General features: G+C 72.6%; 21 protein-coding genes. 11 read left to right on the top strand and 10 right to left on the bottom strand.

Annotation, left to right across the window (positions count from 1 at the left end; translation table 11 throughout):
* Positions 1-18 precede the first annotated feature (18 nt).
* Positions 19-819, top strand: coding sequence for a hypothetical protein (locus tag N912_RS63775; protein ID WP_028924826.1), 801 nt, complete (start codon positions 19-21; stop codon positions 817-819).
* Here N912_RS63775 and N912_RS54830 read toward each other — a convergent pair.
* Positions 789-2,189: an FAD-dependent monooxygenase gene (locus tag N912_RS54830; protein ID WP_051580839.1), complete on the bottom strand. Its 1,401-nt coding sequence runs from the start codon at positions 2,187-2,189 to the stop codon at positions 789-791. The genes N912_RS63775 and N912_RS54830 overlap by 31 nt on opposite strands.
* Before the next feature lie 222 nt (positions 2,190-2,411).
* Here N912_RS54830 and N912_RS0126835 point away from each other — a divergent pair, with 222 nt between their 5' ends.
* Positions 2,412-3,230, top strand: a complete 819-nt coding sequence (locus N912_RS0126835) for an SAM-dependent methyltransferase (protein ID WP_051580838.1) — start codon at positions 2,412-2,414, stop codon at positions 3,228-3,230.
* On the opposite strand, the gene recG is transcribed toward N912_RS0126835, so the two are convergent.
* Both recG and N912_RS63770 read right to left on the bottom strand, forming a co-directional pair.
* Positions 3,231-5,435, bottom strand: a complete 2,205-nt coding sequence (gene recG / locus N912_RS0126830; protein WP_028924824.1) for an ATP-dependent DNA helicase RecG — start codon at positions 5,433-5,435, stop codon at positions 3,231-3,233. It abuts the gene before it with no gap.
* Between the two features lie 440 nt (positions 5,436-5,875).
* The gene (locus N912_RS63770; protein ID WP_156994041.1) at positions 5,876-6,301 is read right to left on the bottom strand and encodes a hypothetical protein; all 426 of its coding nucleotides are present in this window, start codon (positions 6,299-6,301) and stop codon (positions 5,876-5,878) included.
* 553 nt (positions 6,302-6,854) lie between these two features.
* Here N912_RS63770 and N912_RS0126815 point away from each other — a divergent pair.
* The gene (locus N912_RS0126815; protein ID WP_028924822.1) at positions 6,855-7,229 is read left to right on the top strand and encodes an ASCH domain-containing protein; all 375 of its coding nucleotides are present in this window, start codon (positions 6,855-6,857) and stop codon (positions 7,227-7,229) included.
* A gap of 178 nt (positions 7,230-7,407) precedes the next feature.
* Here the strand turns inward: N912_RS0126815 and N912_RS0126810 are convergent, their stop codons facing one another.
* The gene (locus N912_RS0126810; RefSeq protein WP_037066700.1) at positions 7,408-9,069 is read right to left on the bottom strand and encodes a DAK2 domain-containing protein; all 1,662 of its coding nucleotides are present in this window, start codon (positions 9,067-9,069) and stop codon (positions 7,408-7,410) included.
* Positions 9,070-9,225: 156 nt separating this feature from the next.
* Between N912_RS0126810 and rpmB the strand changes: the two genes are divergently transcribed.
* The gene (gene rpmB / locus N912_RS0126805) at positions 9,226-9,414 is read left to right on the top strand and encodes a 50S ribosomal protein L28 (protein WP_028924820.1); all 189 of its coding nucleotides are present in this window, start codon (positions 9,226-9,228) and stop codon (positions 9,412-9,414) included.
* 192 nt (positions 9,415-9,606) lie between these two features.
* Positions 9,607-10,191 carry a hypothetical protein gene (locus N912_RS63765; RefSeq protein WP_156994039.1) on the top strand — a complete coding sequence of 195 codons (585 nt, stop codon included), beginning with the start codon at positions 9,607-9,609 and terminating at the stop codon, positions 10,189-10,191.
* Positions 10,192-10,293: 102 nt separating this feature from the next.
* Here the strand turns inward: N912_RS63765 and N912_RS60725 are convergent, their stop codons facing one another.
* From N912_RS60725 to aceB, 5 genes are all read right to left on the bottom strand, one after another.
* Positions 10,294-10,704, bottom strand: coding sequence for a hypothetical protein (locus N912_RS60725; protein ID WP_051580836.1), 411 nt, complete (start codon positions 10,702-10,704; stop codon positions 10,294-10,296).
* Between the two features lie 50 nt (positions 10,705-10,754).
* Positions 10,755-11,435: a uracil-DNA glycosylase gene (locus tag N912_RS0126790; RefSeq protein WP_028924818.1), complete on the bottom strand. Its 681-nt coding sequence runs from the start codon at positions 11,433-11,435 to the stop codon at positions 10,755-10,757.
* A gap of 11 nt (positions 11,436-11,446) precedes the next feature.
* A complete protein-coding gene (locus N912_RS0126785) occupies positions 11,447-11,971 on the bottom strand; it encodes a gamma carbonic anhydrase family protein (protein ID WP_028924817.1) in 525 nt (174 codons plus the stop codon).
* A 39-nt stretch (positions 11,972-12,010) separates the two neighbouring features.
* Positions 12,011-12,487: a GNAT family N-acetyltransferase gene (locus N912_RS0126780; protein WP_028924816.1), complete on the bottom strand. Its 477-nt coding sequence runs from the start codon at positions 12,485-12,487 to the stop codon at positions 12,011-12,013.
* A gap of 69 nt (positions 12,488-12,556) precedes the next feature.
* The gene (gene aceB, locus N912_RS0126775; RefSeq protein WP_028924815.1) at positions 12,557-14,140 is read right to left on the bottom strand and encodes a malate synthase A; all 1,584 of its coding nucleotides are present in this window, start codon (positions 14,138-14,140) and stop codon (positions 12,557-12,559) included.
* Positions 14,141-14,600: 460 nt separating this feature from the next.
* Here aceB and N912_RS0126765 point away from each other — a divergent pair, with 460 nt between their 5' ends.
* The 5 genes from N912_RS0126765 to N912_RS0126740 all read left to right on the top strand — a co-directional run bounded on the left by N912_RS0126765 (position 14,601) and on the right by N912_RS0126740 (position 20,656).
* A complete protein-coding gene (locus tag N912_RS0126765) occupies positions 14,601-14,831 on the top strand; it encodes a hypothetical protein (protein ID WP_028924814.1) in 231 nt (76 codons plus the stop codon).
* A 291-nt stretch (positions 14,832-15,122) separates the two neighbouring features.
* Positions 15,123-16,577: an FAD-linked oxidase C-terminal domain-containing protein gene (locus N912_RS0126755; RefSeq protein WP_028924813.1), complete on the top strand. Its 1,455-nt coding sequence runs from the start codon at positions 15,123-15,125 to the stop codon at positions 16,575-16,577.
* Positions 16,574-17,716, top strand: coding sequence for an FAD-binding oxidoreductase (locus N912_RS0126750; RefSeq protein WP_037066696.1), 1,143 nt, complete (start codon positions 16,574-16,576; stop codon positions 17,714-17,716). The genes N912_RS0126755 and N912_RS0126750 overlap by 4 nt, the downstream gene beginning before the upstream one ends.
* 3 nt (positions 17,717-17,719) lie before the next feature.
* A complete protein-coding gene (locus N912_RS0126745) occupies positions 17,720-19,009 on the top strand; it encodes a (Fe-S)-binding protein (protein ID WP_028924811.1) in 1,290 nt (429 codons plus the stop codon).
* Positions 19,010-19,033: 24 nt separating this feature from the next.
* The gene (locus N912_RS0126740) at positions 19,034-20,656 is read left to right on the top strand and encodes an L-lactate permease (RefSeq protein ID WP_028924810.1); all 1,623 of its coding nucleotides are present in this window, start codon (positions 19,034-19,036) and stop codon (positions 20,654-20,656) included.
* Between the two features lie 77 nt (positions 20,657-20,733).
* Here N912_RS0126740 and N912_RS0126735 read toward each other — a convergent pair whose 3' ends face one another.
* Positions 20,734-21,486, bottom strand: coding sequence for a FadR/GntR family transcriptional regulator (locus N912_RS0126735; protein ID WP_028924809.1), 753 nt, complete (start codon positions 21,484-21,486; stop codon positions 20,734-20,736).
* Positions 21,487-21,695: 209 nt separating this feature from the next.
* Between N912_RS0126735 and N912_RS0126730 the strand changes: the two genes are divergently transcribed.
* Entirely contained in the window at positions 21,696-22,487 is a 792-nt protein-coding gene (locus tag N912_RS0126730; protein WP_028924808.1) for an SDR family NAD(P)-dependent oxidoreductase, read from the top strand.
* Positions 22,488-22,550 lie beyond the last annotated feature (63 nt).

Here is a 22,550-nt window from a genome sequence, read left to right as displayed (position 1 = left end):
CGGCGGCACCCACTGCCCTTGGTCCTGCTGTTCGTCCTGGTCATGTCCATGATCGTGCTGAGCGGAGGCATGGCGGTGCTGGCGGTGGCCGGGACGGTGATTATCACGTTCGTCACGGTCGCCGCCCTGGTCGGGACGCTCGCCGTGCTGGCCGGCCTGGTGCGGTTGGTCAAGGGCACGCGGCGGCGCCGTCGCAGGCGGGCGATGCGGCGCGGCCCGGGGTGGGCGGCCGGGTCGGCGCGGATCCCGGCGGCGCGTCAGGCCCCGCCGGACTGGCGGGGCGAGTGGCGGTCGGCCCGGCAGCGGTTCGACGCGCTGCGCTCCGAGTACGGGCAGTACGAGTGTGACCCGCTGGCGGTGCTGCGGCTGCCCGCGCTCGCCGACGTCACGGTGCCCTCCACCGGGCGGTTCGTGGACGCGTTCGCCGAGGCACAGGCGCTGCACGGGGAGCGGGAGGACAGGCCGCCGCCCGAGCGGCAGGCCGTCGCGTACACCCAGGCCGTGGAGCGGGCCTGGCAGGCGTGGCGGGCCGCCCACGACGCCGCCGAGCGGATCCGGCTGGCCGGGCTCTCGCCGGAGGAGCGCGCCTCGGTGCATCGGGTGATCAAGCTGCTCACCGTGGCCAAGGACAGCGGGAACGACGCCGAGCGGGTGGCCGCGTACGCCAAGGCTCGCGCCGAGCTCGCCAAGCTGGAGCGGGCCGGGCACATCCACCTGCCCCGGCCCGCCGTCGCCGCGCTGGACGCCTCCGCCCGCGCCGGCCTGCCCACCGGCTTCACCACCACCGCTCAGGACGCGTCGGCGGCCCAGGCGATGTAACCGTCCGGCCGGACCAGCAGGTCGGCACCGAGCGGCCGCGCCGGGGTCACCGTGGTGACCGGCCCGCGCCAGCCGTGGCGCTCCGAGGCGTCGCCGCTCGCCGAGGTGACCAGCACGAACCGGCCGCCACGCAGCGCCTCGTAGAGCCGGCCCGGCCCGTCGCCGGCCAGCGCCACGTCCGCCGCCCTGGCCCCGACCAGCCGGTGCGCGCCGCGCGGCGCCGAGTACCGGATCCCGACCCCGGAGACCGCGCCGGCCACCCGGCTCACCACCGGTCCGAGCTTGAGCACGGCGTTGAGCACCGTGTTGCGCACCCATCGCGCGGCGGGGTTGCCCAGCAGCGCGGCCCGCAGCAGCCCACCGCTGCCCCGCAGCACCGCCCGCCCCACCGGATGCCGCTCGGCCTCGTAACCGTCCAGCACGTCCTCGGACGCCCAGCCGCGCACGGCGGCCGCCAGCCGCCAGCCGAGGTTGGCCGCGTCCTGCAGGCTGGTGTTCATGCCCTGGCCGCCGGCCGGCGAGTGCACGTGCGCGGCGTCGCCGGCCAGGAACACCCGGCCGACCCGGTAGTGCGGGGCCTGCCGCTCGTCGCTGTGGAACCGCGACATCCAGCGCGCGTCGTGCATGCCCAGGTCGGTGCCGAGCACCCGGCGCACGATGTCGCGAACCTGGTCGAGGTCCATCGGGTCGTGGTCGGGCCGCTGGTTGCGCCGGTCCCAGGCGATCACCCGGTACCAGCCGTCGCCGAACGGGGCGATGAACGCGAACCCGTCGCTGCCGGTGTCCACGGTGAGCACGTCCGGCGGGGCCTGGCTCAGCCGCACGTCCGCGAGCATCACCGACCGCACCGCCGAGTGACCCGGGAACGGCTCGCCCAGCGCGTGGCGCACGGTGCTGTGCACGCCGTCGCTCCCGACCAGGTACTTCGCCCGCCGGGTGCTCTCGGCCCGGTCGGGCCCGCGCACGTCGACCTCCACGCCGGTGGCGTCCTGGCGCAGGGCGGTCACCTCGACGCCGCGCTCGATGCGCGCGCCCGCCCGCTCGGCCCGCCCCAGCAGCACCCGCTCGGTCTCGTACTGCGGCGTGACCAGCAGGAACGGGAACCTCGACGGCAGCCCGGAGAGGCCGACCTTGACCCGCCCGAACAGCCGGAGCTCGCCGACCCGCTGGCCGGTGGCGAGCAGCTCGTCGGCCACGCCCCTGGCGTCCAGCTCCTCCAGCGTGCGAGCGTGCACCGCGAACGCACGGGTCAGGTTCGCCTGGGCGTCGCGCCGCTCCAGCACGGTGACGGCGACGCCCGCCTCGGCCAGGTCCCCGGCCAGCAACAGTCCGGCGGGCCCGGCCCCGACAACGATCACGTCCGCATCCATGACAACCTCCGAGTCGTCTCCGAGTCGTCTAAGTCAACAACTGTAGGCCAACGCCTGTTGACTTTACGACCGCGCGACCGGCTTGTCAACAAGCGTTGGCCTACGGCTGGCGGGCGCCCTCAGCGGGCCGTGAGCGCAAGATCACCATCGGTGATCATGCGGGCCCGCGAATCGTCCGTAGGATTGTGCGAACGATCATCCCAAGGGACGGAGTGGGAATCTGTGGGCAATCCAGACGATGTGCAGGGGCTGGACCTCCGTTTCGACCGGGCGCACGGTGCCCGGATCTACGACTACATCCTGGGCGGCAAGGACAACTATCCGGTGGACCGCAAGGCCGGCGACGCCTCGATCGAGGTGTGGCCCGCGCTGAGGGTTCACATGCAGGCCAACCGCGCGTTCATGCACCGGGTGGGCCGCTTCCTGGCCGCCGAGCGCGGCATCCGCCAGTTCCTGGACATCGGCACCGGCATCCCGACCCAGCCCAACCTGCACGAGATCGTCCAGGAGGTCGCGCCCGACGCCCACATCGTCTACGTCGACAACGACCCGATCGTGCTCGCCCACGCCAGGGCGCTGATGACCAGCACCCCGGAGGGCAGGACCGCCTACATCAGCGCGGACATGCGCGAGCCGGAGGCGATCCTCGGCGCCAAGGAGCTGCGCGAGACGCTCGACATGAGCCGCCCCGTCGGGCTGATGCTCATCGGCATGCTGCACTTCATCGAGGACGACGACGAGGCGTTCGAGGTGGTCCGGCGGGTGGTGGACGTGCTGCCGTCGGGAAGCTTCTTCGCCGCGACCATCGCCACCGACGAGTTCGCGCCCGAGCCGCTCGCCAAGCTCCGCGAGCAGTACTACGCCCACGGGGAGACCCTGACCTGGCGGACCAAGGACCAGGCACACCAGTTCTTCGAGGGCTTCGAGCTGGAGGAGCCGGGCCTGGTGCAGATGCACAAGTGGCGCCCCGACTCGGTCGACATCGGCGAGATCGACGACGCGGACATCTGCATGTACGGGGCGGTCGGGCGCAAGACCTGATCAGGCCTTCTCCAGGTACTCGGCGCGCTCCTCGTCGATGATCTCGGCGACCATGCCGGCCAGCCCGGCGTGGCGCTCCAGGAACGGGTCGCCGGCCACCAGCCGCCACGCCACCTCCCTGGCCTCGGAGATCGTCTTCTCGTCGCGCAGCAGCGACAGCAGCCGCAGCCCGGAGCGGCGGCCGGACTGGGAGGCGCCGAGCACGTCGCCCTCGCGGCGCAGCTCCAGGTCGTGGCGCGCCAGCTCGAACCCGTCGGTGGTGGAGGCCACCGCGTCCAGGCGGGCGCGGGCGGTGGTGCCCGGCGGCGAGTCCGTGATCAACAAGCACACCCCCGGCGCCTTGCCGCGGCCGACCCGCCCGCGCAGCTGGTGCAGCTGGGACAGCCCGAACCGGTCCGCGTCCATGATCACCATGCCGGTGGCGTTCGGGACGTCCACGCCGACCTCGATGACGGTGGTGGCGACCAGGACGTCCAGCTCGCCGTCGGAGAAGGCGCGCATCACGGCGTCCTTCTCGTCGGCGGGCAGCCGGCCGTGCAGCACGCCGAGCCGCAGCCCGGCCAGCGGACCCTCGGCCAGCATCGGCGCCACGTCCGCGACGGCCAGCGGCGGGCGGCGCTTCTCCTCGCCGTCGCCGTCCTCGTCCGGCGGTTCCAGCTCGGCGTCCTCCTCGGCCGAGCCGTTGTTCCCACCGTTCTCGCCGCCGATGCGGGGGCAGACCACGAACGCCTGGTGCCCGCCGGACACCTCCTCGCGCACCCGCTCCCAGGCCCGCTCCAGCCAGGCCGGCTTCTCCCCCGCCGGCACCACGGTGGTGGCGATCGGCGAGCGCCCGAGCGGCAGCTCGCGCAGCGCGGACACCTCCAGGTCGCCGTAGACGGTCATGGCCACCGTGCGCGGGATCGGGGTGGCCGTCATGACCAGCAGGTGCGGGGTACGGCCGCCGTCGCGGCCGCGCAGCACGTCGCGCTGCTCGACGCCGAAGCGGTGCTGCTCGTCCACCACCAGCAGCCCCAGGTCGGCGAACTCCACCCGGTCCTGGATCAGCGCGTGGGTGCCGACCACGATGCCTGCCGTGCCGGAGACGGTGTCCAGCAGCGCCTGCTTGCGGGCCTTGGCCGACATCGTGCCGGTCAACAGGGTGACCTGGGTGGCCCGGTCGGCGCCGTCCAGCTCGCCGGCACGCCCCAGCGGCCCGAGCAGCTCGCGCAGCGTCCGCGCGTGCTGGGCGGCCAGCACCTCGGTGGGCGCCAGCATCGCCGCCTGCCGGCCCGCGTCCACCACCCGCAGCATGGCGCGCAGCGCGACGATCGTCTTGCCCGCGCCCACGTCGCCCTGCACCAGCCGGTTCATCGGGTGCTCGATCGCCAGGTCGCGGGTGACCTCCTCGCCGACCTCCCGCTGGCCGTCGGTGAGCGTGAACGGGAGCTGGGCGTCGAACGCGTCGTGCAGCCCGCCGGGCACGGGCGGGCAGGCCGGCGCGGGCCGCAGCAACGCCGCCTGCCGGCGCTGGGCGAGCGCGAGCTGCACGGCCAGCGCCTCGTCCCAGACCAGCCGCTGCCTGGCCGCCCGCCAGTCCCGCTCGCGCTCCGGGCGGTGGATGCCGCGCAGCGCCGTGCCCAGGTCGGGCAGCCCGCGCTCGGCCAGGATCTCCATCGGCAGCGGGTCCGTGGGGGCGTCGGTCATGTCCAGCACCTGGCGGACACAGCGCGCGATCTTCCAGGACGGCAGCTTGGTGGTCGCCGGGTAGATCGGCACCAGCGCGCCGGCGAACTGGTCCACGGCGTCCAGGTCGTCGTCCTCGCCGAAGATCATCATGTCCGGCTGGTTGAGCTGGAGCTTGCCCCGGAACGCGGTGACCTTGCCGGCGAACAGCCCGACCCGCCCGGCGGCCAGGTTGCCGTGGTAGCGCCGGTTGAAGAACGTGCAGCTCAGGGTGCGGCCGCCGGACTCGATGACGACCTCCATCAGGGTGCCGCGGCGCTGGCGCATCGGCCGGCTGTTCACCGAGCGGATCTCCGCCATCACCGTGACGTGCTCACCGATGGCCAGGCTCCCCAGGTCGGTGAGCTTGCCCCGCTCGGCGTACCGGCGCGGGTAGTGCCGCAGCAGCTCGCCCACGGTGTTCAGGTCGAGCTGGGCGGCCAGCGCCTTCGCCGCCGCCTGGCCGACCAGCGGGCTCAGCGGGCTGTCCAGGTCGGTCATTCCACCTCCAGGCCTGCGGCCGTCACCGGGTCGTGGACGCCAGCGTATGAGGTCGCCGACCGCGAGGTGGCACCTACCGGGAGTCCGGGACCCGGCGTTTCAGATCACGTCCATTCGGTAGGCGGCGAACGGGATTCGACCGCGGGCAGGCCCTCCCAACCGGCGGTGGCGAGAACCGAGTCCAGCTCCTGGCGAGTGAACACGCGGCGGACCAACGTGTCCGCGGCCGACCCGCCGTCGTCGAACTCCCACACCCGAGAGGTGATGTGCATGCGGGTGTCCGGGTGCCATCCCGAGATCCAGCACCGTCGCCACGCGGGCGCCGAGGTCGGCTACGACCCGGGCCACGGCGTCCGCCTGCTCGTCCGCGCGGGTCAGCTCGTCATAGAGGTCGGGGCGGCGGTAGACGAGGTTCGCCTCGGCCATGCGTGCGGCGTCGATCATCTCGGTGTCCAGGCGGTGTGTGCTGTGTTGTGGCTGGCCATGCTGCGCATCCCGGCCTCCACCGCGAGCATGTCGTAGAGCAGCGGCGGAGCCGGTGCAACGTCGTCGTGAGACTGTCGGGGTTGACCAAGCCCCGGATCACCGCCGGGGGCGAGCCGACGTGCCGCGAGAACGTGCGCGGCGTCGGGTGGATAGCTCAGCCGCACACTATCGGACGAGTACTCGGCGCACGCGCGCTCCGTCAGCCGGGTGATTCCCCCAAACAGGGTGTCGGAGCTGTAGCGGTGCCGGCGGGTGAGCAGCCGAGCGACGACCCGATCAACGACTCGATCCGGCGAGGCGAAATCGGCAAGGTCCGCCACGTCCCATGACCCGTACAGGGTCTGGCCGTCGTCGGCCAGGTACAGCGGCGCGGGCGCCAAGACCGCCAGCTTCCAGCCGCACCCGGCCCGGTCGCGTATCAACAGTCAACGACTCACCACCCGGCCGCTTCTCGGCAATCACAAACCGGTGTGTGGAATGCGCGCGGCAATGCAATGCGGGGTGGGTGAATGGCTCCACCATGCTGGTGCACACCGCGGGTTAGCCCTTGCGCGTCGTGCCTGATCACACACGGCAGCGTGGCTGTTCGTGGCCTACGCAGGCTGGTATGCGCGGCCATGCGCATAGGTGACGCATGACCGCAAGGAGATCAACCAAGGCAGTGAGACGGGGGTCACGTACGCTCAGACGCGAGCGCACCCGGCACCGCTGCCAACCGTCCGGGGCGCGGGCGACCGGTTGGAGTCGACGTGTCCGGTACCGCGGAGTCTGTCGGGGAGACCTTGCGCCGGCCGCGGGAACAAGCGGGACTATCTCAGTCACAACTGGCGCGGGCAGTGCCGAGGTGATGTCGAGGTCCAGGGCGGCGTCGTCATCCGAGACACGCCTCTTCGTTCAGCGATTCCGTGAGGTTCATCGAGAATGGAGTTTGTCGTGACCGACTCCAGTACGGCGCCGGTTCGGCGCATGTCGATCTACAAGCAGTATCTACGGCAGATCGCGACCGGAGATAAGACGGTTGAGGTTCGGGTCGCCTACCCGAAGAATCGGAAGCTTGCCGCGGGTGACCTGCTTGCTTTTGTGTCTGGTGACGAGACATGCTTGACCCGAATTGTTCGAGTTAGCGAGTATTCGACGTTCGAGGATATGCTCGACACTGAAGAGCCCGTGCGGATCGGTTTTGGTGAGGATGAGACTCGCGCGGTGATGCTAGAGACGATTCGTGAGATATACCCACCTGAGAAAGAACGGCTCGGAGTTTTGGCTGTTGAGGTTGAGTTGGCCCAGCAGGTCGAGCGCGACGCGTGACAAGGTGTCGCTGGCGGGGGCTGCTCGCCGTGACTGGGTGAGCGTCGTCGGTTGATCACGTCGACACCCTCGTGGGTGCCGTTGGGAAGGACGCTCGAGCAGGTCACAGCCGGTTTGAGGACCGTGATCGCAGATAGCCCGATCGGGGCGTACCGAGGCGGTGAGATGTCCAGGTCGGTCATTCCACTCCGAGCTGCACCGGGCGCTCGGCAGGGCCGCCTCGGTAGACGACCACCTCGACCTCGGGGTGGGTGTGCCGCAGGTGGTCGGTCAGCAGCTCGCCCAGCTCGTCGGGGCCGCCGCCGCCGTCGCTGCCCAGGAGCACGGTGACCAGCTCGCCGCCCGTGGTCAGCATGCGGTCCACGAGTTGGCAGGCGGCGGCGTCCAGGTCCTGTTCGATCAGGACGACCTCGCCGTCCACCAGGGCCAGCACGTCGCCGGCGCGGCAGCGGCCCACCCAGGTCAGGGCCTCGGCGGTGGCGATCTGGATCACGCCGGTGCGGGTCGCGGCGGCCGCCTCGGCCATCGCCACCACGTCGTCGCCGGCGCGGCGGGAGGCGTCGTGCACGGCCAGCGCGGCCAGGCCCTGCAGCACCGACGAGGTGGGCACCACGACCACCTCGACGCCGGCGCTGCGCACCAGGTCGGCGGCCTCCTCGGCGGCCGGGGTCAGCTCGACGTCGTTGGGCAGCACCACCACGTGCCGGGCGCGGGTGCCGGCCATGGCGGCGGCCAGCTCCCCCGGCGCCGGGAGCTGGTCCGGGGCGGCGACCAGGGCGCTCACCCCGTCCGCTCGTACCAGGTCGGCCACGGCCTTGCCGGCGAACACGGCGACCACCGCGCGCTCGCGGGTGAACCGGGCGTCGCGGCGGTCGCGTTCGGCGATCTGGTCGGCGAAGCGGACCACCGTGATCCGGCGCGGGCGGCCGGCGTCGACGCCCGCCTCGATGGCCGCGCCGACGTCGCCGCAGTGCACGTGCACGTGCCACGTCCCGGCGCCGTCCGGGCCGCCGTCGCCGACGACGGCCACCGAGTCGCCCAGCTCGTCCAGCCGGCGGCGCAGCGCGGCGACCCGGTCGGTGGTGCTGGACTCCAGCAGGTACATCACCTCGTAGTCGAACTCCGTGGAGCCGGACTCGCGGTCGCCGATCAGCGAGTCCCGGTCGCGGGGGCGGAAGCCGGCGGCGTCCAGGGCGCGCGTGGTGCGGGCGGTGCGCTGGCCGGTCACCACCTCGGCGAGCGCCTCCAGCAGCAGCGCCAGCCCGCGCCCGCCGGCGTCCACCACCCCCGCCCTGGCCAGCACCGGCAACTGGCGCGGGGTCTCGGCGAGCGCGTCCGCGGCGCCGGCCACGGCGGACGTCACCACCTCCGCCAGCGTGACGCCCGCCCCGGTCGCGGACGTCGCGGAGGCCGCGGCGGCCGAGAGCACCGTCAGCACGGTGCCCTCCGTGGGCCGGCTCACCGCCGCCCTGGCCAGCTCGTCCGCCCTGCGCAGCGCGCGGGCCAGCACCGGGCCGTCGGCACCGGCGTCGCCGGCCTCGGCGAGCGCCTCGGCGAGGCCCCTCGGCAGCTGGGAGACGATCACGCCGGAGTTGCCCCGCGCGCCCCGCAGCGCCCCGGAGGCCAGCGCGGCGGCCACCTCCGAGGCCGAGCAGGTCAGCGGCGCGCGCCCGAGCGCCTCGGCGGCCGCGCGCAGGGTCAGCGACAGGTTCGTCCCGGTGTCCGCGTCCGCGACCGGGAACACGTTCATCCGGTCCAGCTCGGCGCGGTGCTCGTCCAGTAGGTCCACCGCGAGATCCGCCCAGTGCCGGATCGCGGCGGCGTCCAGGACCTGCAACACCGGTGTCGTCTCCTCCCGCTCAACCGCCCGCCGAGCGTAGCGAGCCGCCCGCCCCCGGTTTGGTCGACGTCCGAACGGATCGTTACCCTGGTGGGACTACCCCGAGCGTGAGCCCGGGGTTCGTGCGTGTCCGATCGAGTACGAGGAGTTATCGACGTGGCTGCCGTCTGCGACGTCTGTGGCAAGGGTCCGGGCTTCGGTATGTCCGTGTCGCACTCACACCGCCGTACCCACCGCCGCTGGAACCCGAACATCCAGACCGTGCGCGCCAACGTGAGCGGCACCCGCCGCCGGCTCAACGTGTGCACGTCCTGCCTGAAGGCCGGCAAGGTCGCCCGCGCCTGAGCCGACGCTCGGGCACCGCCCGGTACGCCACGCGGCGTGCCGGGCGTTTCGTGTGTCGGCGCCGTTTTCCGATGGACGCCAGCCATACCACCGTGCCAGCATCGCCGCGGTAACAGTGTCATGCCGAGGGGGACGGCAATGGGGGCTCGTCGCATCGGGCCGTTGACGTGGCTTGCGAGCGTCGTTGTCGCCATGGGGATCGCCAACTTCCTCTGGGCCTGGTTCGAGTCCGCGTCATTGGGCGGGGACGCAACCAACGGCTATCAGCGCGACGGCCGGTACTTCGTTGGCAGCCATGGACATTTCACCGAGGTTGACCCGGCTACGTGGGAATGGAGCTATATCCATGGGACCAGCGTGTGGATCACCCACCCGCTGACGCTGATTGCCGCATATTGCTTACTGACCTCTTCGGTGGCGATCGGCAGGCGGACGGGCGCGATGCCTCCCGGGCCGGCCGGACCACCGATAGCGGTCGCCCGCTGCTCGGGCAGGATCGGGAAGGTGGAGTTCGGGATTCCACTGCTGCTCAAGGTGCGGGTGTTCGCCGACCGGTTCACGGTGCGGCCGGCGCTGGCCGCGGAGCTCACGATCCTGGGATCAGAGATCACCTCGCTGGGCGCACCGGACGGTCGCCGGTCTGGCGGCGGTCGGCGCCTGGTGATCGAACACGCGGCGAACGGCATCCGATCACCGATCGCCCTCGCATTCGCGCCCGACCATCCGGTCCGGCGCGCGATCGAGGCCGTCAAGCGGGGGTCGCCGGCCGATCGTTAACCATCGTCGCGTGTCCCGTTGTCGCGTGAGCGACGCCGGCGTTCCCGGTAGCGCCGCGCGAGGTAGGCCACCAGGGCGGTCAGGGCCGCGAGCGTCCACATCTCAGTCGGCGGACAGCCGCGCGCCGGCCAGGGCGCGGGCGTCGGCGAGAACCTCGGCGACCTCCACCGGGCAGCCCCAGAACTTGCCCGACGAGGCCAGCTTCGCCCGGTGCTTCTGCCGCTCCTCGCCGGACAGCACGAACACCAGCGCCCGGCACCGCTCCACCAGCCCCGGCCGGATCGCCTTCACCTCGCGGATGAGGGCGAGCCGCTCCGTCGGTGACTGGCGCCCTCGGCCGGACTCCGCCGCGGTGGGCAGTCGCGCGACCACGGCGAAGTCGCCGCCGCGTTCGAGCGCGGCCCCCAGCACGTCCAGCGTCAGCCTCGGCGCCCGGCTCACCGGCACGGCGCTCGCATCGATCACGACCAGCGGCCAGGCCGACCAGTCGGCATGCACCCCGTTCGAGTTCATGAGGGCAGCCTAACTTATTAGTGAAGAGCTTTCACTAATGCGACGACGAGCTACGGCAGCTTCCAGTCGATCGGCTCCGCGCCGCGCTCCTCCAGCAGCGCGTTGACCCGGCTGAACGGGCGGGAGCCGAAGAAGCCCCGGTCCGCGGACATCGGGCTGGGATGTGCCGACTCGACGCACGGCACGCCGGCCCCGAGCATCGGCCGCAGCGTGCGGGCGTCGCGGCCCCAGAGGATCGCCACCAGCGGGCTCGGCCGCGCGGCCAACGCGCGGATGGCCTGTTCGGTGACCTCCTCCCAGCCCTTGTTGCGGTGCGAGGCCGGCTGCCCCGGCGCGACCGTGAGCACCCTGTTGAGCAGCAGCACCCCGCGCTCGGTCCACGGCGTCAGGTCGCCGGACGAGGGCATCGGGTGGCCGAGGTCCTCGCCGTACTCCCGGTAGATGTTCTCCAGGCTGCGCGGCAGCGGGCGGGTGCTCGGCGACACCGAGAACGACAGCCCGACCGGGTGGCCGGGGGTCGGGTACGGGTCCTGCCCGACGATGAGCACCCGCACCTGGTCGAAGGGCTGCTGGAAGGCGCGCAGCACGTTCTCCCCGGCGGGCAGGTAGCGCCGGCCGGCGGCGATCTCGGCGCGCAGGAACGCACCCATCGCCGTGATCTTCTCGGCGACCGGCGCCAACGCCGTCGCCCAGCCCGCCTCGACCACCTCGGCCAGCGGCTTCGCGGTCACGTCTTTCCCCCTTAGATGTCGAGCCGGCGCAGCTCGTTGCGGAACCTCTGCCCGCGCTTGACGTAGGACTCCACGGCGTAGTGGAAGGCACCCTCCGGCACCTCGTACCCCTCGCGCAGCCGCGCCGGCACGCCGAGCGCCATCCGCCGCGCCGGCACGTGCATGTTCGGTGACACCACCGCGCCGGCGGCCACCACCGCCCCCTCGTCCACCCTGCTGCCGTTGAGCACCACCGAGCCGGACGAGATCAGGCAGTGGTCGGCGATCACGGCGGACTCGATGTGCACGTTGTGGCCGACGGTGCACTCGTCGCCGATCACCGTGTCCTGGACGGGCGTGGTGTGCACGATCGTGCCGTCCTGCACGCTGGTCCGGTCCCCGATCAGGATCCGGCCCTCGTCCCCGCGCAGCACAGCGGTCGGCCAGACGGTGGAGTACGCGCCGATCGTGACGCCGCCGATGACCACCGCGTCCGGGTGTACGTAGGCGTCGGGATGGATGTCGGGTTCGAGGTCACCGAGGGCGTAGACGGGCATGGCAACCGAGCCTATCCAGGCGCGTGACGAGCCCGGCGGTCAGGCCAGCGGCTTGCCGAGGTGGCGGCTGCGCGGCGAGCAGCGGTACTCCCCGAACTTGGCGATCGGCAGGTACCCGGACGAGGTGTAGAGCCCGAGCGCCTCGGGCTGGCCGGTGCCGGTCTCCAGCACCATCCGCAGCCCGCCGGCGGCGGCCGCCGTGCGCTCCAGCTCGCCGAGCACCAGCCGGGAGTAGCCCCGCCCGCGCGCCTCGGACACCACGAACATCCGCTTGATCTCGACGTCGCCGTCGCGCAGCCCCGACTCCCCGTCGGCCTCGCGCCGCCGCCAGCCGCCGCACGCCACCGGCCGCCCGTCCAGGTAGCCGACCAGGAAGATCCCGCTGGGCGGGGCGAACTGCGAGGCCGCGATCGGCGCGCTGTCCGGACCGCCGTACCGCCGCACGTACTCCTCCTGCACGGCGTCCACCAGCTTGACCACGTCCGGATGGTCGTAACCGACCACGCGCAGCTCCACGCCGTACAGCCTACGGCGAGACCCGTGAGTGGTTAGCGTTGTCATAGCAACGCTAACCACTCACGGGGGTCAGTCGATCAGCTCGTACGCCGGCAGGGTCAGGAAGTCGACGAACTCGTCGGCCAGCGCCACTTGTTCGAACACCTCGCGGGCCTGCGCCCAGCGGCCGGCGGCGAACGCCTCGTCCCCGACCGCCGCCGAGATGGCGGCCAGCTCCTCGGCGATGACGGTCCGGACGAGGTCGTCGGTGACGAGCGTGCCGTTGGTGAGCTTCACCGCGCCGTGCACCCACTGCCAGATCTGCGAGCGGGCGATCTCGGCGGTGGCGGCGTCCTCCATCAGGTTGTTGATGCCGGCCGCGCCGTTGCCGCGCAGCCACGACTCGATGTACTGCAGGCCGACGCTGACGTCGTTGCGCAGGCCGGCCTCGGTCGGCTCGGCGGGCGTGGACGCCACGTCGAGCAGGTCGGCGGCGGTCACGGACACCTCCGGGCGCAGCCGGTCGAGCTGGTTCGGGCGCTCGCCGAGCACCTGGTCGAACACCTCACGACAGACCGGCACCAGGTCCGGGTGCGCCACCCAGGAGCCGTCGTAGCCGGCGCCCGCCTCCCGCTGCTTGTCCTCGGTGACCTTCGCGAACGCCTGCTTGTTGACCTCCGGGTCGCGCCGGCTGGGGATGAACGCGGCCATCCCGCCGATCGCGAACGCGCCGCGCCGGTGGCAGGTGGCCACCAGCAGCTCGGTGTAGGCGCGCATGAACGGCGCGGCCATGGTCACCGCGTTGCGGTCCGGGAGCACGAACGCCGGCCCGGCGTCGCGGAAGTTCTTGATCAGCGAGAACAGATAGTCCCAGCGGCCGGCGTTGAGCCCGGAGGCGTGCTCGCGCAGCTCGTAGAGGATCTCCTCCATCTCGAACGCCGCGGTGATCGTCTCGATCAGCACGGTGGCCCTGATCGAGCCGTGCGGCACCCCGCGCGCCTTCTCCGCGAAGGTGAACACGTCGTTCCAGAGCCGGGCCTCGAGGTGGCTCTCCAGCTTGGGCAGGTAGAAGTACGGCACCGACGGGTTGTGGAAGAAGTACAGCCCGAAGTCCACCAGCGCGCCGGCCACCGGGTCGCCGTCCACGGTGACGTGCCGCTCGTCGAGGTGCCAGCCGCGCGGGCGGACCACCACCGTCGGGCGCTCGGTGGCGGTGACCCGGTAGTGCTTGCCCTCCGGGCTGGTGAACTCCATCTCGCCGCGCCGGGCGTCGAGCAGGTTCACCTGGCCGGCGACCACGTTGTGCCAGGTCGGCGTGGTGGCGTCCTCGAAGTCGGCCAGCCAGACCTTGGCCCCGGAGTTCAGCGCGTTGATCGTCATCTTGCGCTCGGTGGGGCCGGTCATCTCGACGCGGCGGTCGGCCAGCGCGGGCGGTGCGGGCGCGACCTTCCAGTCGGCGGCGCGGATGTCGGCGGTGTCGGCGCGGAAGTCCAGGCGGCCGGTGCGGGCGATCTCGGCGCGGCGGTCCGCGCGGGCGGCCAGCAGCTCGCGGCGGGTCTGCTCGAACTCCCGGTGCAGGCTCGCGACGAACTCCAGGGCGGCCGGCGTGAGCACCTCGTGCTGCCGATCGACGGGGTAACCGTTGGTCCGGGCGGGTGACGTGCTGGAGTCCATGGCTTCGGAGGTTACTTTTTGTTAGACGGATGTGCCATTCCACGATGCGGTAGCGCAACTCGTAACACTATCGTGACCTGCGAAGAGTCTTGCCTGGAAGTCGGCACCGAGCCCGGTTCACCCGGCCGTGACCTATGTGCTTCCTACGTATTTGCCGGCCGCTCTTTACAGGCGACGGTCCCGCCCCCAACAATCATGTTGTGGCCGACCACGCACACCAGCGTGGGGAGGCCTCCCGGACGGCAACCCGCCGGCCGCGACGCACCGGACTTCTCGGAGGCCCCCCATTTCCGCATCGCACCTAGGGGACCGGATCCTGCCGAGCGGGGAGACGAGGCATCACTCGATCCCCCGCCCCAGGGCACCGCTGGCCGACTCGATCCGCCGGATCCTGCCGCGCCCCGAGCCGCCGGACGAGATCGACATCGAGGACGCCTGCACCGACCTCGCCGAGGTCGCCGTGCGCACCTGCGCGGACGGCTCGTGGCAGGAGCACGCCTGCTTCCTGCTCGGCTCCGCCTCCGGCCGCTGGCAGGTGGTCCCGTTCAGTCACCCGGTGGTCTGCCAGCTCATCGGCAAGCTCCGCACGCTCCCCGGCTTCGACGACAACCGGCTGCTCGACCTCATCGGTTCGAACCAGACCGAGATCGTCGTCCTCTGGCGGGACCCGACGCTCGCGCGGAACCGCTAGACCCCGTCGAACGTACGCTCAGCAAGGACCGTGAACAGCCCGTCGCGACTTCGTGCGCGGCGGGCTTTCTCGTGCGCGGCGACGCCCACGACACCCGCGTCCGGGGTCTGTGCGAACCGCATACCGTGTCAACGAGGCCGCCGCCCGGTGGGATGCGCGTCACCTCGACTCTCACCCGTTCGGGCGATCAACTGCCCGGCTTGACGGCGCACCGTCGGCGATGTTCGGTAGGTACATTGTTCCTCCACGCAGGAAGACTTTTCCGCGAAGCGGAAGTTCGAGGAGTTGGGGATGCCGATCGATGCCACCGCCCGGCGGCGCTTCGAGGACGCGGTCGGCGCCCCGAACGTGATCAGCGACCCGCCCCGGCTGCGCAGCTACGAGTGTGACGGGTTGACCGGGTACCGGGTGGTGCCCGCGCTGGTGCTGCTCCCGGACTCCGCCGAGCGGGTGGCCGCCGCGGTCAAGGTGTGCGCCGAGCACCGGATCCCGTTCGTCGCGCGCGGCGCCGGCACCGGCCTGTCCGGCGGGGCGCTGCCGGTCGCGGACGGCGTGGTGATCAGCCTGCAGCGGCTGCGCCGGGTGCTGGAGGTGGACCCGGTGGACCGGCGCGCCGTGCTGGAGCCGGGCGTGACCAACCTGGACATCACCCGGGCGGCCGCCCCGCACGGGCTGTACTACGCACCGGACCCGTCCAGCCAGCAGGTCTGCACCATCGGCGGCAACGTGGCGGAGAATTCCGGCGGCGCGCACTGCCTGAAGTACGGCTTCACCACCAACCACGTGCTGGCGCTGGAGGTGGTGCTGGCCGACGGCTCGGTGGTCACCCTGGGCGGGGACAGCGGTGAGCAGCTGGGTCCGGACCTGCGCGGGGTGTTCCTGGGCTCGGAGGGCACCGTCGGCATCGCCACGAAGATCACCGTCCGGCTGTTGCGGGTGCCGGAGACGGTGCGGACGTTGCTGGCCGACTTCCCGTCGGTGGCGGCGGCCGGTGACGTGGTGAGCGACATCGTGGCGGAGGGGATCGTGCCGGCCGCCGTGGAGATGATGGACACCCTGGCGATCGAGGCCGCCGAGGAGGCCGTGCACGCCGGCTACACCCGGGGTGTGCCGGCGGCGCTGGTCGTCGAGCTGGACGGGCCGGTCGAGGAGTGTGCCGAGCAGTTCGAGCGGGTGCGCGCCATCTGCGAGCGGCACGGCTGCACCCGGCTGCACATCGCGGGCGACGCCGAGGAGCGGGCGGCGATCTGGCGCGGGCGCAAGTCGGCGTTCGCGGCGGTCGGGCGGATCAGCCCGGATTACTTCGTGCAGGACGGGGTGGTACCGAGGACCCGGCTGGCCGAGGTGTTGGGACGGATCGCGGCGATGGGCGAGGACGCCGGGCTGCGGGTGGCGAATGTGTTCCACGCCGGGGACGGGAACCTGCACCCGCTGGTGCTCTACGACGCCGCCGCCGGCGAGACCGAGCGCGCCGAGGAGCTGTCCGGGCAGATCGCCGAGCTGTGCGTGGAGCTGGGCGGGTCGCTGTCCGGCGAGCACGGGATCGGCACGGACAAGGCGTGTTCGATGCCGACGATGTTCTCCGAGACCGACCTGGCGGTGATGGCGCGGGTGCGCGGCGCGTTCGACCCGGCCGGGCTGTGCAACCCGGGCAAGCTGCTGCCCACCCCCCGGCTGTGCGGAGAGCGTCCGGGGAAGTACCGCCCGCACCCGCTGGAGGAGGCCGGGGTGATCGAGCGGTTATGAGTACGGTGCGGACCACTATCCGCCCGGCGGACCTGGCCGAGGCGGCGGCCGCGCTCGCCGACACCCGGGGCGCCGTGCTGATCCGGGGCGCCGGCACCGCCGCCGACTGGGCCGGCCGCCCGGCCGACCCCGAACTGCTGCTGGACACGACAGGGCTGACCGGCGTGCTCGCGCACAACCCGGCGGACATGACCGTCGAGGTCCGCGCCGGCACCCCGCTGCGCACGCTCAACGCCGAGCTGGCCGAGCACGGCCAGCGGGTCGCGCTGGACGCCGCCAGGGTCGCCGACGGCGCCACCGTGGGCGGGCTGATCGCCACCGCCGACTCCGGGCCGGCCGCGCTGGCGTACGGCTCGATGCGGGACCTGGTGATCGGCGCGGTGGTGGTGCTCGCGGACGGCACGGTGGCGCGCACGGGCGGTCACGTGATCAAGAACGTGGCCGGCTACGACCTGGCCAAGCTGGTGCACGGCGCGCACGGCACGCTCGCGCTCATCGCCGAGGTGGTGCTGCGGCTGCATCCGTTGCCGGCGGCGAGCGCCACCGTCCGGCTGCCCTGCGCGCTGCCCGACGCCGGCGCGGCCGCCGCAAACGTGCTGGCCAGCCCGCTGGACCCGGCCGCGTTGGAGTGGTGCGGCGGCGCGCTGCTGGCGCGGCTGGAGGGCGGCGCGGCGGCGCTGGACGCCAGGGCGTCGCGGCTGGTGGAGCTGCTCGGCCCGGGCGCCGGCCGGCTGGACGACGCGGCCGCCGACGCCGCCTGGGCCGCGCACGCCGCGACCGTCTCCCGGCCCCCGGAGCGGGCCACCGTACTGCGGGTCGGCGCCCGCCCGTCCCGGCTGCCCGGGCTGTTGGAGCGGCTGGCCGACGTCCCCGGGGCCGGCGGTGTGACGGCGGGGCTGGCCACCGGGATCGGCACCGTGACGCTGCCCGCCGACCCGGCGGTGGTCGCCGAGGCGCACCGGGCGGTGCACGAGGCGGGCGGCACGTCCGCGCTGCGCTCCCGCCCGGCCGCCGGCGCCGACCTGCCCGCCTGGGGGCCGGCGCCGTCCGCGCTCGCGGTCCTGCGCGCGGTGCACGACGAGCTCGACCCGGACGGACGGCTGGGCGGCGGCCGGTTCAGCCCGTGGTGGAAGGAATAGCCCGTGACCCAGTCCGCCTTCGACCCGCACCACCCGCCGGCGCGCGAGCTGCTCGACGACTGCGTGCACTGCGGCTTCTGCCTGCCCACCTGCCCGACGTACCAGCTCTGGGGCGAGGAGATGGACTCTCCGCGCGGCCGGATCTACCTGATGGACCTTGCCGAGCGCGGCGAGATCGGGCTGGACGGCGCGCTGCGCGAGCACATCGACGCCTGCCTGGGCTGCATGGCCTGCGTGACCGCCTGCCCGTCCGGCGTGCAGTACGACAGGCTGCTGGAGTCGGTGCGCCCGCAGCTGGAGCGCAACGTGGCCCGCCGCCCCGCCGACCGGCTGTTCCGCAACGCGATCTTCGCACTGTTCCCGTACCGCCGCCGGCTGCGCGCCGCCGCCCTGCCCGGCGCGCTCTACCAGCGGCTGCGCCGGATACCGGCGGTGTCCCGGCTGGCCAGGCGGCTGCCCGGAAAGCTGGCCGCCGCCGAGTCGCTGCTGCCCCCGGTCCGGCTCCGCGACGCCTTCGCCAGCCTGCCGTCCCGCGTGCCGTCGCAGGGGACGACACGGCGCACGGTCGCGCTGCTCACCGGCTGCGTGCAGGACGTCTTCTTCCACCACGTGAACGCGGCCACCGCCCGGGTGCTCGCCGCCGAGGGCTGCGAGGTGCTCATCCCCCGCGCGCAAAGCTGCTGCGGCGCGCTGGAGCTGCACGCGGGCCGCGAGCCGAGCGCGCTGCGCCGGGCGCGACGCACCATCGCGGAGTTCGAGTCCCTGAACGTGGACGCCATAGTCACGAACGTGGCCGGCTGCGGCTCGTCGATGAAGGAGTACGGCCAACTGCTCGCCGACGACCCCGCATGGTCAGAACGCGCCGCCGCGTTCAGCGCCAAGGTCCGGGACGTCAGCGAGGTGCTCGCCGAGCTCGAACCGTCCGCGCCCCGGCACCCGGTCCGGGCCAGGGCCGTCTACCACGACGCCTGCCACCTCGGCCACGCCCAGGGCGTGCGCGCCCAGCCCCGCGCGGTGCTGCGCACCATCCCCGGGCTGGAGCTGGTGGAGGTCGCCGAGCCCGAGCTGTGCTGCGGCTCGGCCGGCATCTACAACCTGGTGGCGCCGGACGCCGCCGCCGAGCTGGGCGCCCGCAAGGCCGCGAACGTGCGCGCCGCCCGCCCCGACCTGGTGGTCACCGCGAACCCGGGCTGCCTGCTGCAGATCCGCCGGCACCTCGGCGCCGAGGGCCCGCCGCTGCTGCATCCCGTCGAACTGCTGGACGCCTCGATCCGTGGTGTGCCCGTGCGGTAACGAAGCACAAGTGAAGGAGGGGCAATGGGGCCCTATCAGCAGCAGGTGGACGCGGTGGGCGGCTCGCTCGGCTGGTCCGCGCTGGTCTCGGTGGTGCCGCTCGCGGTGGTCCTGGTGCTGCTGGGGGTGCTGCGAACGCGGGCGCACTGGGCGGCGCTGGCCGGGCTGGCGGCCTCGCTGGTGGTGGCGATCGCGGGGTACGGCATGCCGGTGGTGCCGGCGCTGTCCTCGGCGGCGCACGGCGCGGTGTTCGGGTTCTTCCCGATCCTGTGGATCGTGATCAACGCGCTGTGGGTGTTCAACATGACGGTGGCCACCGGGCACTTCGAGATCCTGCGGGAGAGCTTCGGCGCGCTGTCCGACGACCGGCGCACCCAGGCCATCCTGGTCGCGTTCTGCTTCGGCGCGCTGCTGGAGGCGCTGGCCGGGTTCGGCGCACCGGTGGCGATCACCTCGGTGATGCTGGTCGCGCTCGGTTTCGCCCCGATCCGGGCGGCGGTGGTGGCACTGGTGGCGAACACCGCGCCGGTGGCGTTCGGGGCGATGGCGGTGCCGGTGATCACGCTGGCCCAGGTGTCCGGGCTGCCGCTGGAGCTGGTGGCCTCGGTGGTCGGCCGGCAGACGCCGGTGCTGGCGCTGTTCGTGCCGCTGGTGCTGGTGTTCCTGGTGGACGGGCGGCGCGGGCTGCGCCAGGCCTGGGTGCCGGCGCTGACCTGCGGCGTGGTGTTCGCCGTGGGCCAGTTCGTGACGTCCAACTTCCTGTCCGTGCCCCTGACCGACATCGTCGCCACCCTGCTGGCCGCGTTCGCGGTGGTCGTGCTGGGCCGGCTGCGGCCGGACGCGCCGTGGGCGGCGCGGCGGCCCTCGATCGCGGCGGGCGGGCCGGGCACCGCCACCGCGCCGGCCGCCCGGGGCGAGATGTTCCGCGCCTTCCTGCCGTACCTGCTGATCGTGGCCGTCTTCTCGCTGGCCCAGCTGCCCGGCATCAAACCGCTGCTGGACAAGGCGGTGGTGAAGTTCCACTGGCCAGGGCTGGACGTGCTCACCCCGGCGGGCAAGCCGCACAGCACCACCACGTTCTCGCTGACCTACCTCACCACCGCCGGCACCCTGATGCTCATCGCCGGCCTGATCGTGGTGCCGCTGCTCGGCGTGGGCGTGGGACGCGCGCTGCGCTCGTACCGGGACACGCTGGTCAACCTGCGCTGGGCGATCCTCACCGTGATGGCCGTGCTCGCGCTCGCCTACGTGATGAACGCGTCCGGCCAGACCACCTCGATCGGGATGTTCGTGGCCGGGCTCGGCGGCGCGCTGGTGGTCCTGTCCCCCGTGCTCGGCTGGTTCGGCGTCGCGGTCAGCGGCTCGGACACCTCGTCGAACGCCCTGTTCGGCTCGCTGCAGGTGACCGCCGCGCACGGCTCCGGCCTGCCGCCGCACCTGCTGGCCGCCGCGAACTCCTCGGGCGGGGTGCTGGGGAAGATGCTGTCACCGCAGAACCTGACCATCGCGGCGGTGTCCGTCCGGTTGGACGGCCAGGAGGGCGTGCTGCTGCGCAAGGTGATCGGCTGGAGCCTGGGCATGCTGCTCGTGCTGGCCGCCCTGATCGGCCTGCAGGCCACGCCGGTGTTGGGCTGGATGCTGCCTTAGCGCCGCGCAGCTTGTTGGGGTACCGCGCATGGTGCGGGGTGCGCGGCACCCCAGGTAGGTATGCGCCGGGTGAGCTCTCACTTCGCGAACAGGTGCTCGCGCAGGTAGGTCAGGTGGGCGACGATCGCCTTCTCGGCGGCGTCGGCGTCCCTGGCGTCGATGGCCTTGACGATCTGCTGGTGCTGGCGGACGGTTTCGCGGCCCACCTCGGGTGAGAGCGCGAGGTAGTGCACGGGTTCGGTCTCCTGGTGCAGGGCGTGCACGAACGAGGCGAGCACGCGGTTGCGGGAGGCCTTGGCGATCGCGGCGTGGAACCGTTTGTCCAGCTCGGGGACCTCGGGGTCGTCGACGGAGATGGTGCGCTGGCGTTCGACGATCTCGCGCAGGGTGCGCAGGTCGTCATCGGTGCGGTGCTCGGCGGCCAGCCGGGTGGACGGCACCTCCAGGTACTGGCGGACCATGGCCACCTCCTCGGCGTCGAGGGTGCCGAGCGTCAGCAGGTTGTGCAGGGACTCCTGCAACTGCGCGCCGAGCGCCTCGTAGTTGATCCGCCGCACGAAGCTGCCGCCGCCGGCGCCCGGGTGCTTGTCGATCAGGTTCTGGGTGGACAGCGAGCGCAGCGCCTCGCGCACGGTCGTCCTGCTCACCTCGAACTGCCGCGCAAGCTCGGCCTCGGGAGGCAGTCGCTCGCCGCCCTGCAGCTCGCCGGAGAAGATCAGCTCGCGGATCTGTTCCTCGACCTGCTGGCGCGGCCGCATCACGCGCTTGCCGATGCGCCTGCGGTCCTGGGCACCGGGCGCGCCACCGTTCGAGATCGCCTGCCCGCTCATGTGGCCCCCTAAGCATCCGGTCGAACCCCGAAAGGACGACTGTCCGAACTTTATCATTCGGCACAGACCTACCCAGGTGACCGTCCGAAGCGGGCGTCAACCCGTTGACAGCCAAACGACCACAAGATTAATGTCTGACATTATCCCGGACGAGACGCGAACGATGAGGAGAGCACGGTGGGTTCGGACTTCAACCACAGGACCACCTGATGGACCCGAGGGTCGGCGGCCAGTCGTACCTGGTCACCGGGGGCACCCGGGGCATCGGGCTGGCGACCACCCGGCTGCTGCTCGACGAGGGCGCCTCGGTCATGGTCGCCGCGCGGACCACGGAGTCGATCGAGCGCGCCGCCGCCGACCTCGGCGAGAACCCCCGGGTCGGGTTCGTCGAGGCCGACCTGCGGCACCCCGAAGGGGCCGACCGCGCCGTGACCGCGGCGAGCGAGCGGTTCGGCGAGCTGGACGGGGTGGTCAACAACGCGGCCGGGTTCGCGGCCGGCGGCGGCCACCCGGACCGGGCGGCGTGGACCGAGCTGTTCGAGCTCAAGCTGCTCGGCTACGAGTCGGTCATCCAGGCGGCGCTCGGGAGGATGCGCGACGGCGGCGGGTTCGTCAACGTCTCCGGGATCGCCTCGATGCGTCACTGGCCGGGGTCGCCGCACGTCAGCGCGATCAACGCGGGTGTCGAGGCGCTGTCGCGGCACTACGCGGCGGAGCTTGCCGGGCGGCGGATCAGGGTCAACACGGTGGTGCCGGGGGTGACCGCCACGGACCGCTACCGGATGGCCGTCCAGCGGGTCAGCGAGCGGGACGGGATCGACCCGGCGGCGGCGCGGGAGCGGCTGGACGGCGGCGTGCCGCTGGGCAGGGCGACCGATCCCGCCGAGGTCGCGGCCACGATCGTCTTCCTGCTCTCGGAGCACTCGGCCAGCACCACCGGGGCCACGGTGGTGGTCGACGGCGGCACCATCGCGGCCCCGGGAACGGCCCGAGTGGGCTGACCACTTGACATCGGATAAATGTCGAACAATAGTCTGAACGTCGGCACGAGAGCGAGAGGAGGT

The organism is Actinospineispora acaciae DSM 45401 (assembly GCF_000620785.1).
GTDB lineage: Bacteria > Actinomycetota > Actinomycetes > Mycobacteriales > Pseudonocardiaceae > Pseudonocardia > Pseudonocardia acaciae.
The sequence above is the reverse complement of the archived record's forward strand: the minus strand, read 5'-3'. Positions and strand labels throughout refer to the sequence as shown.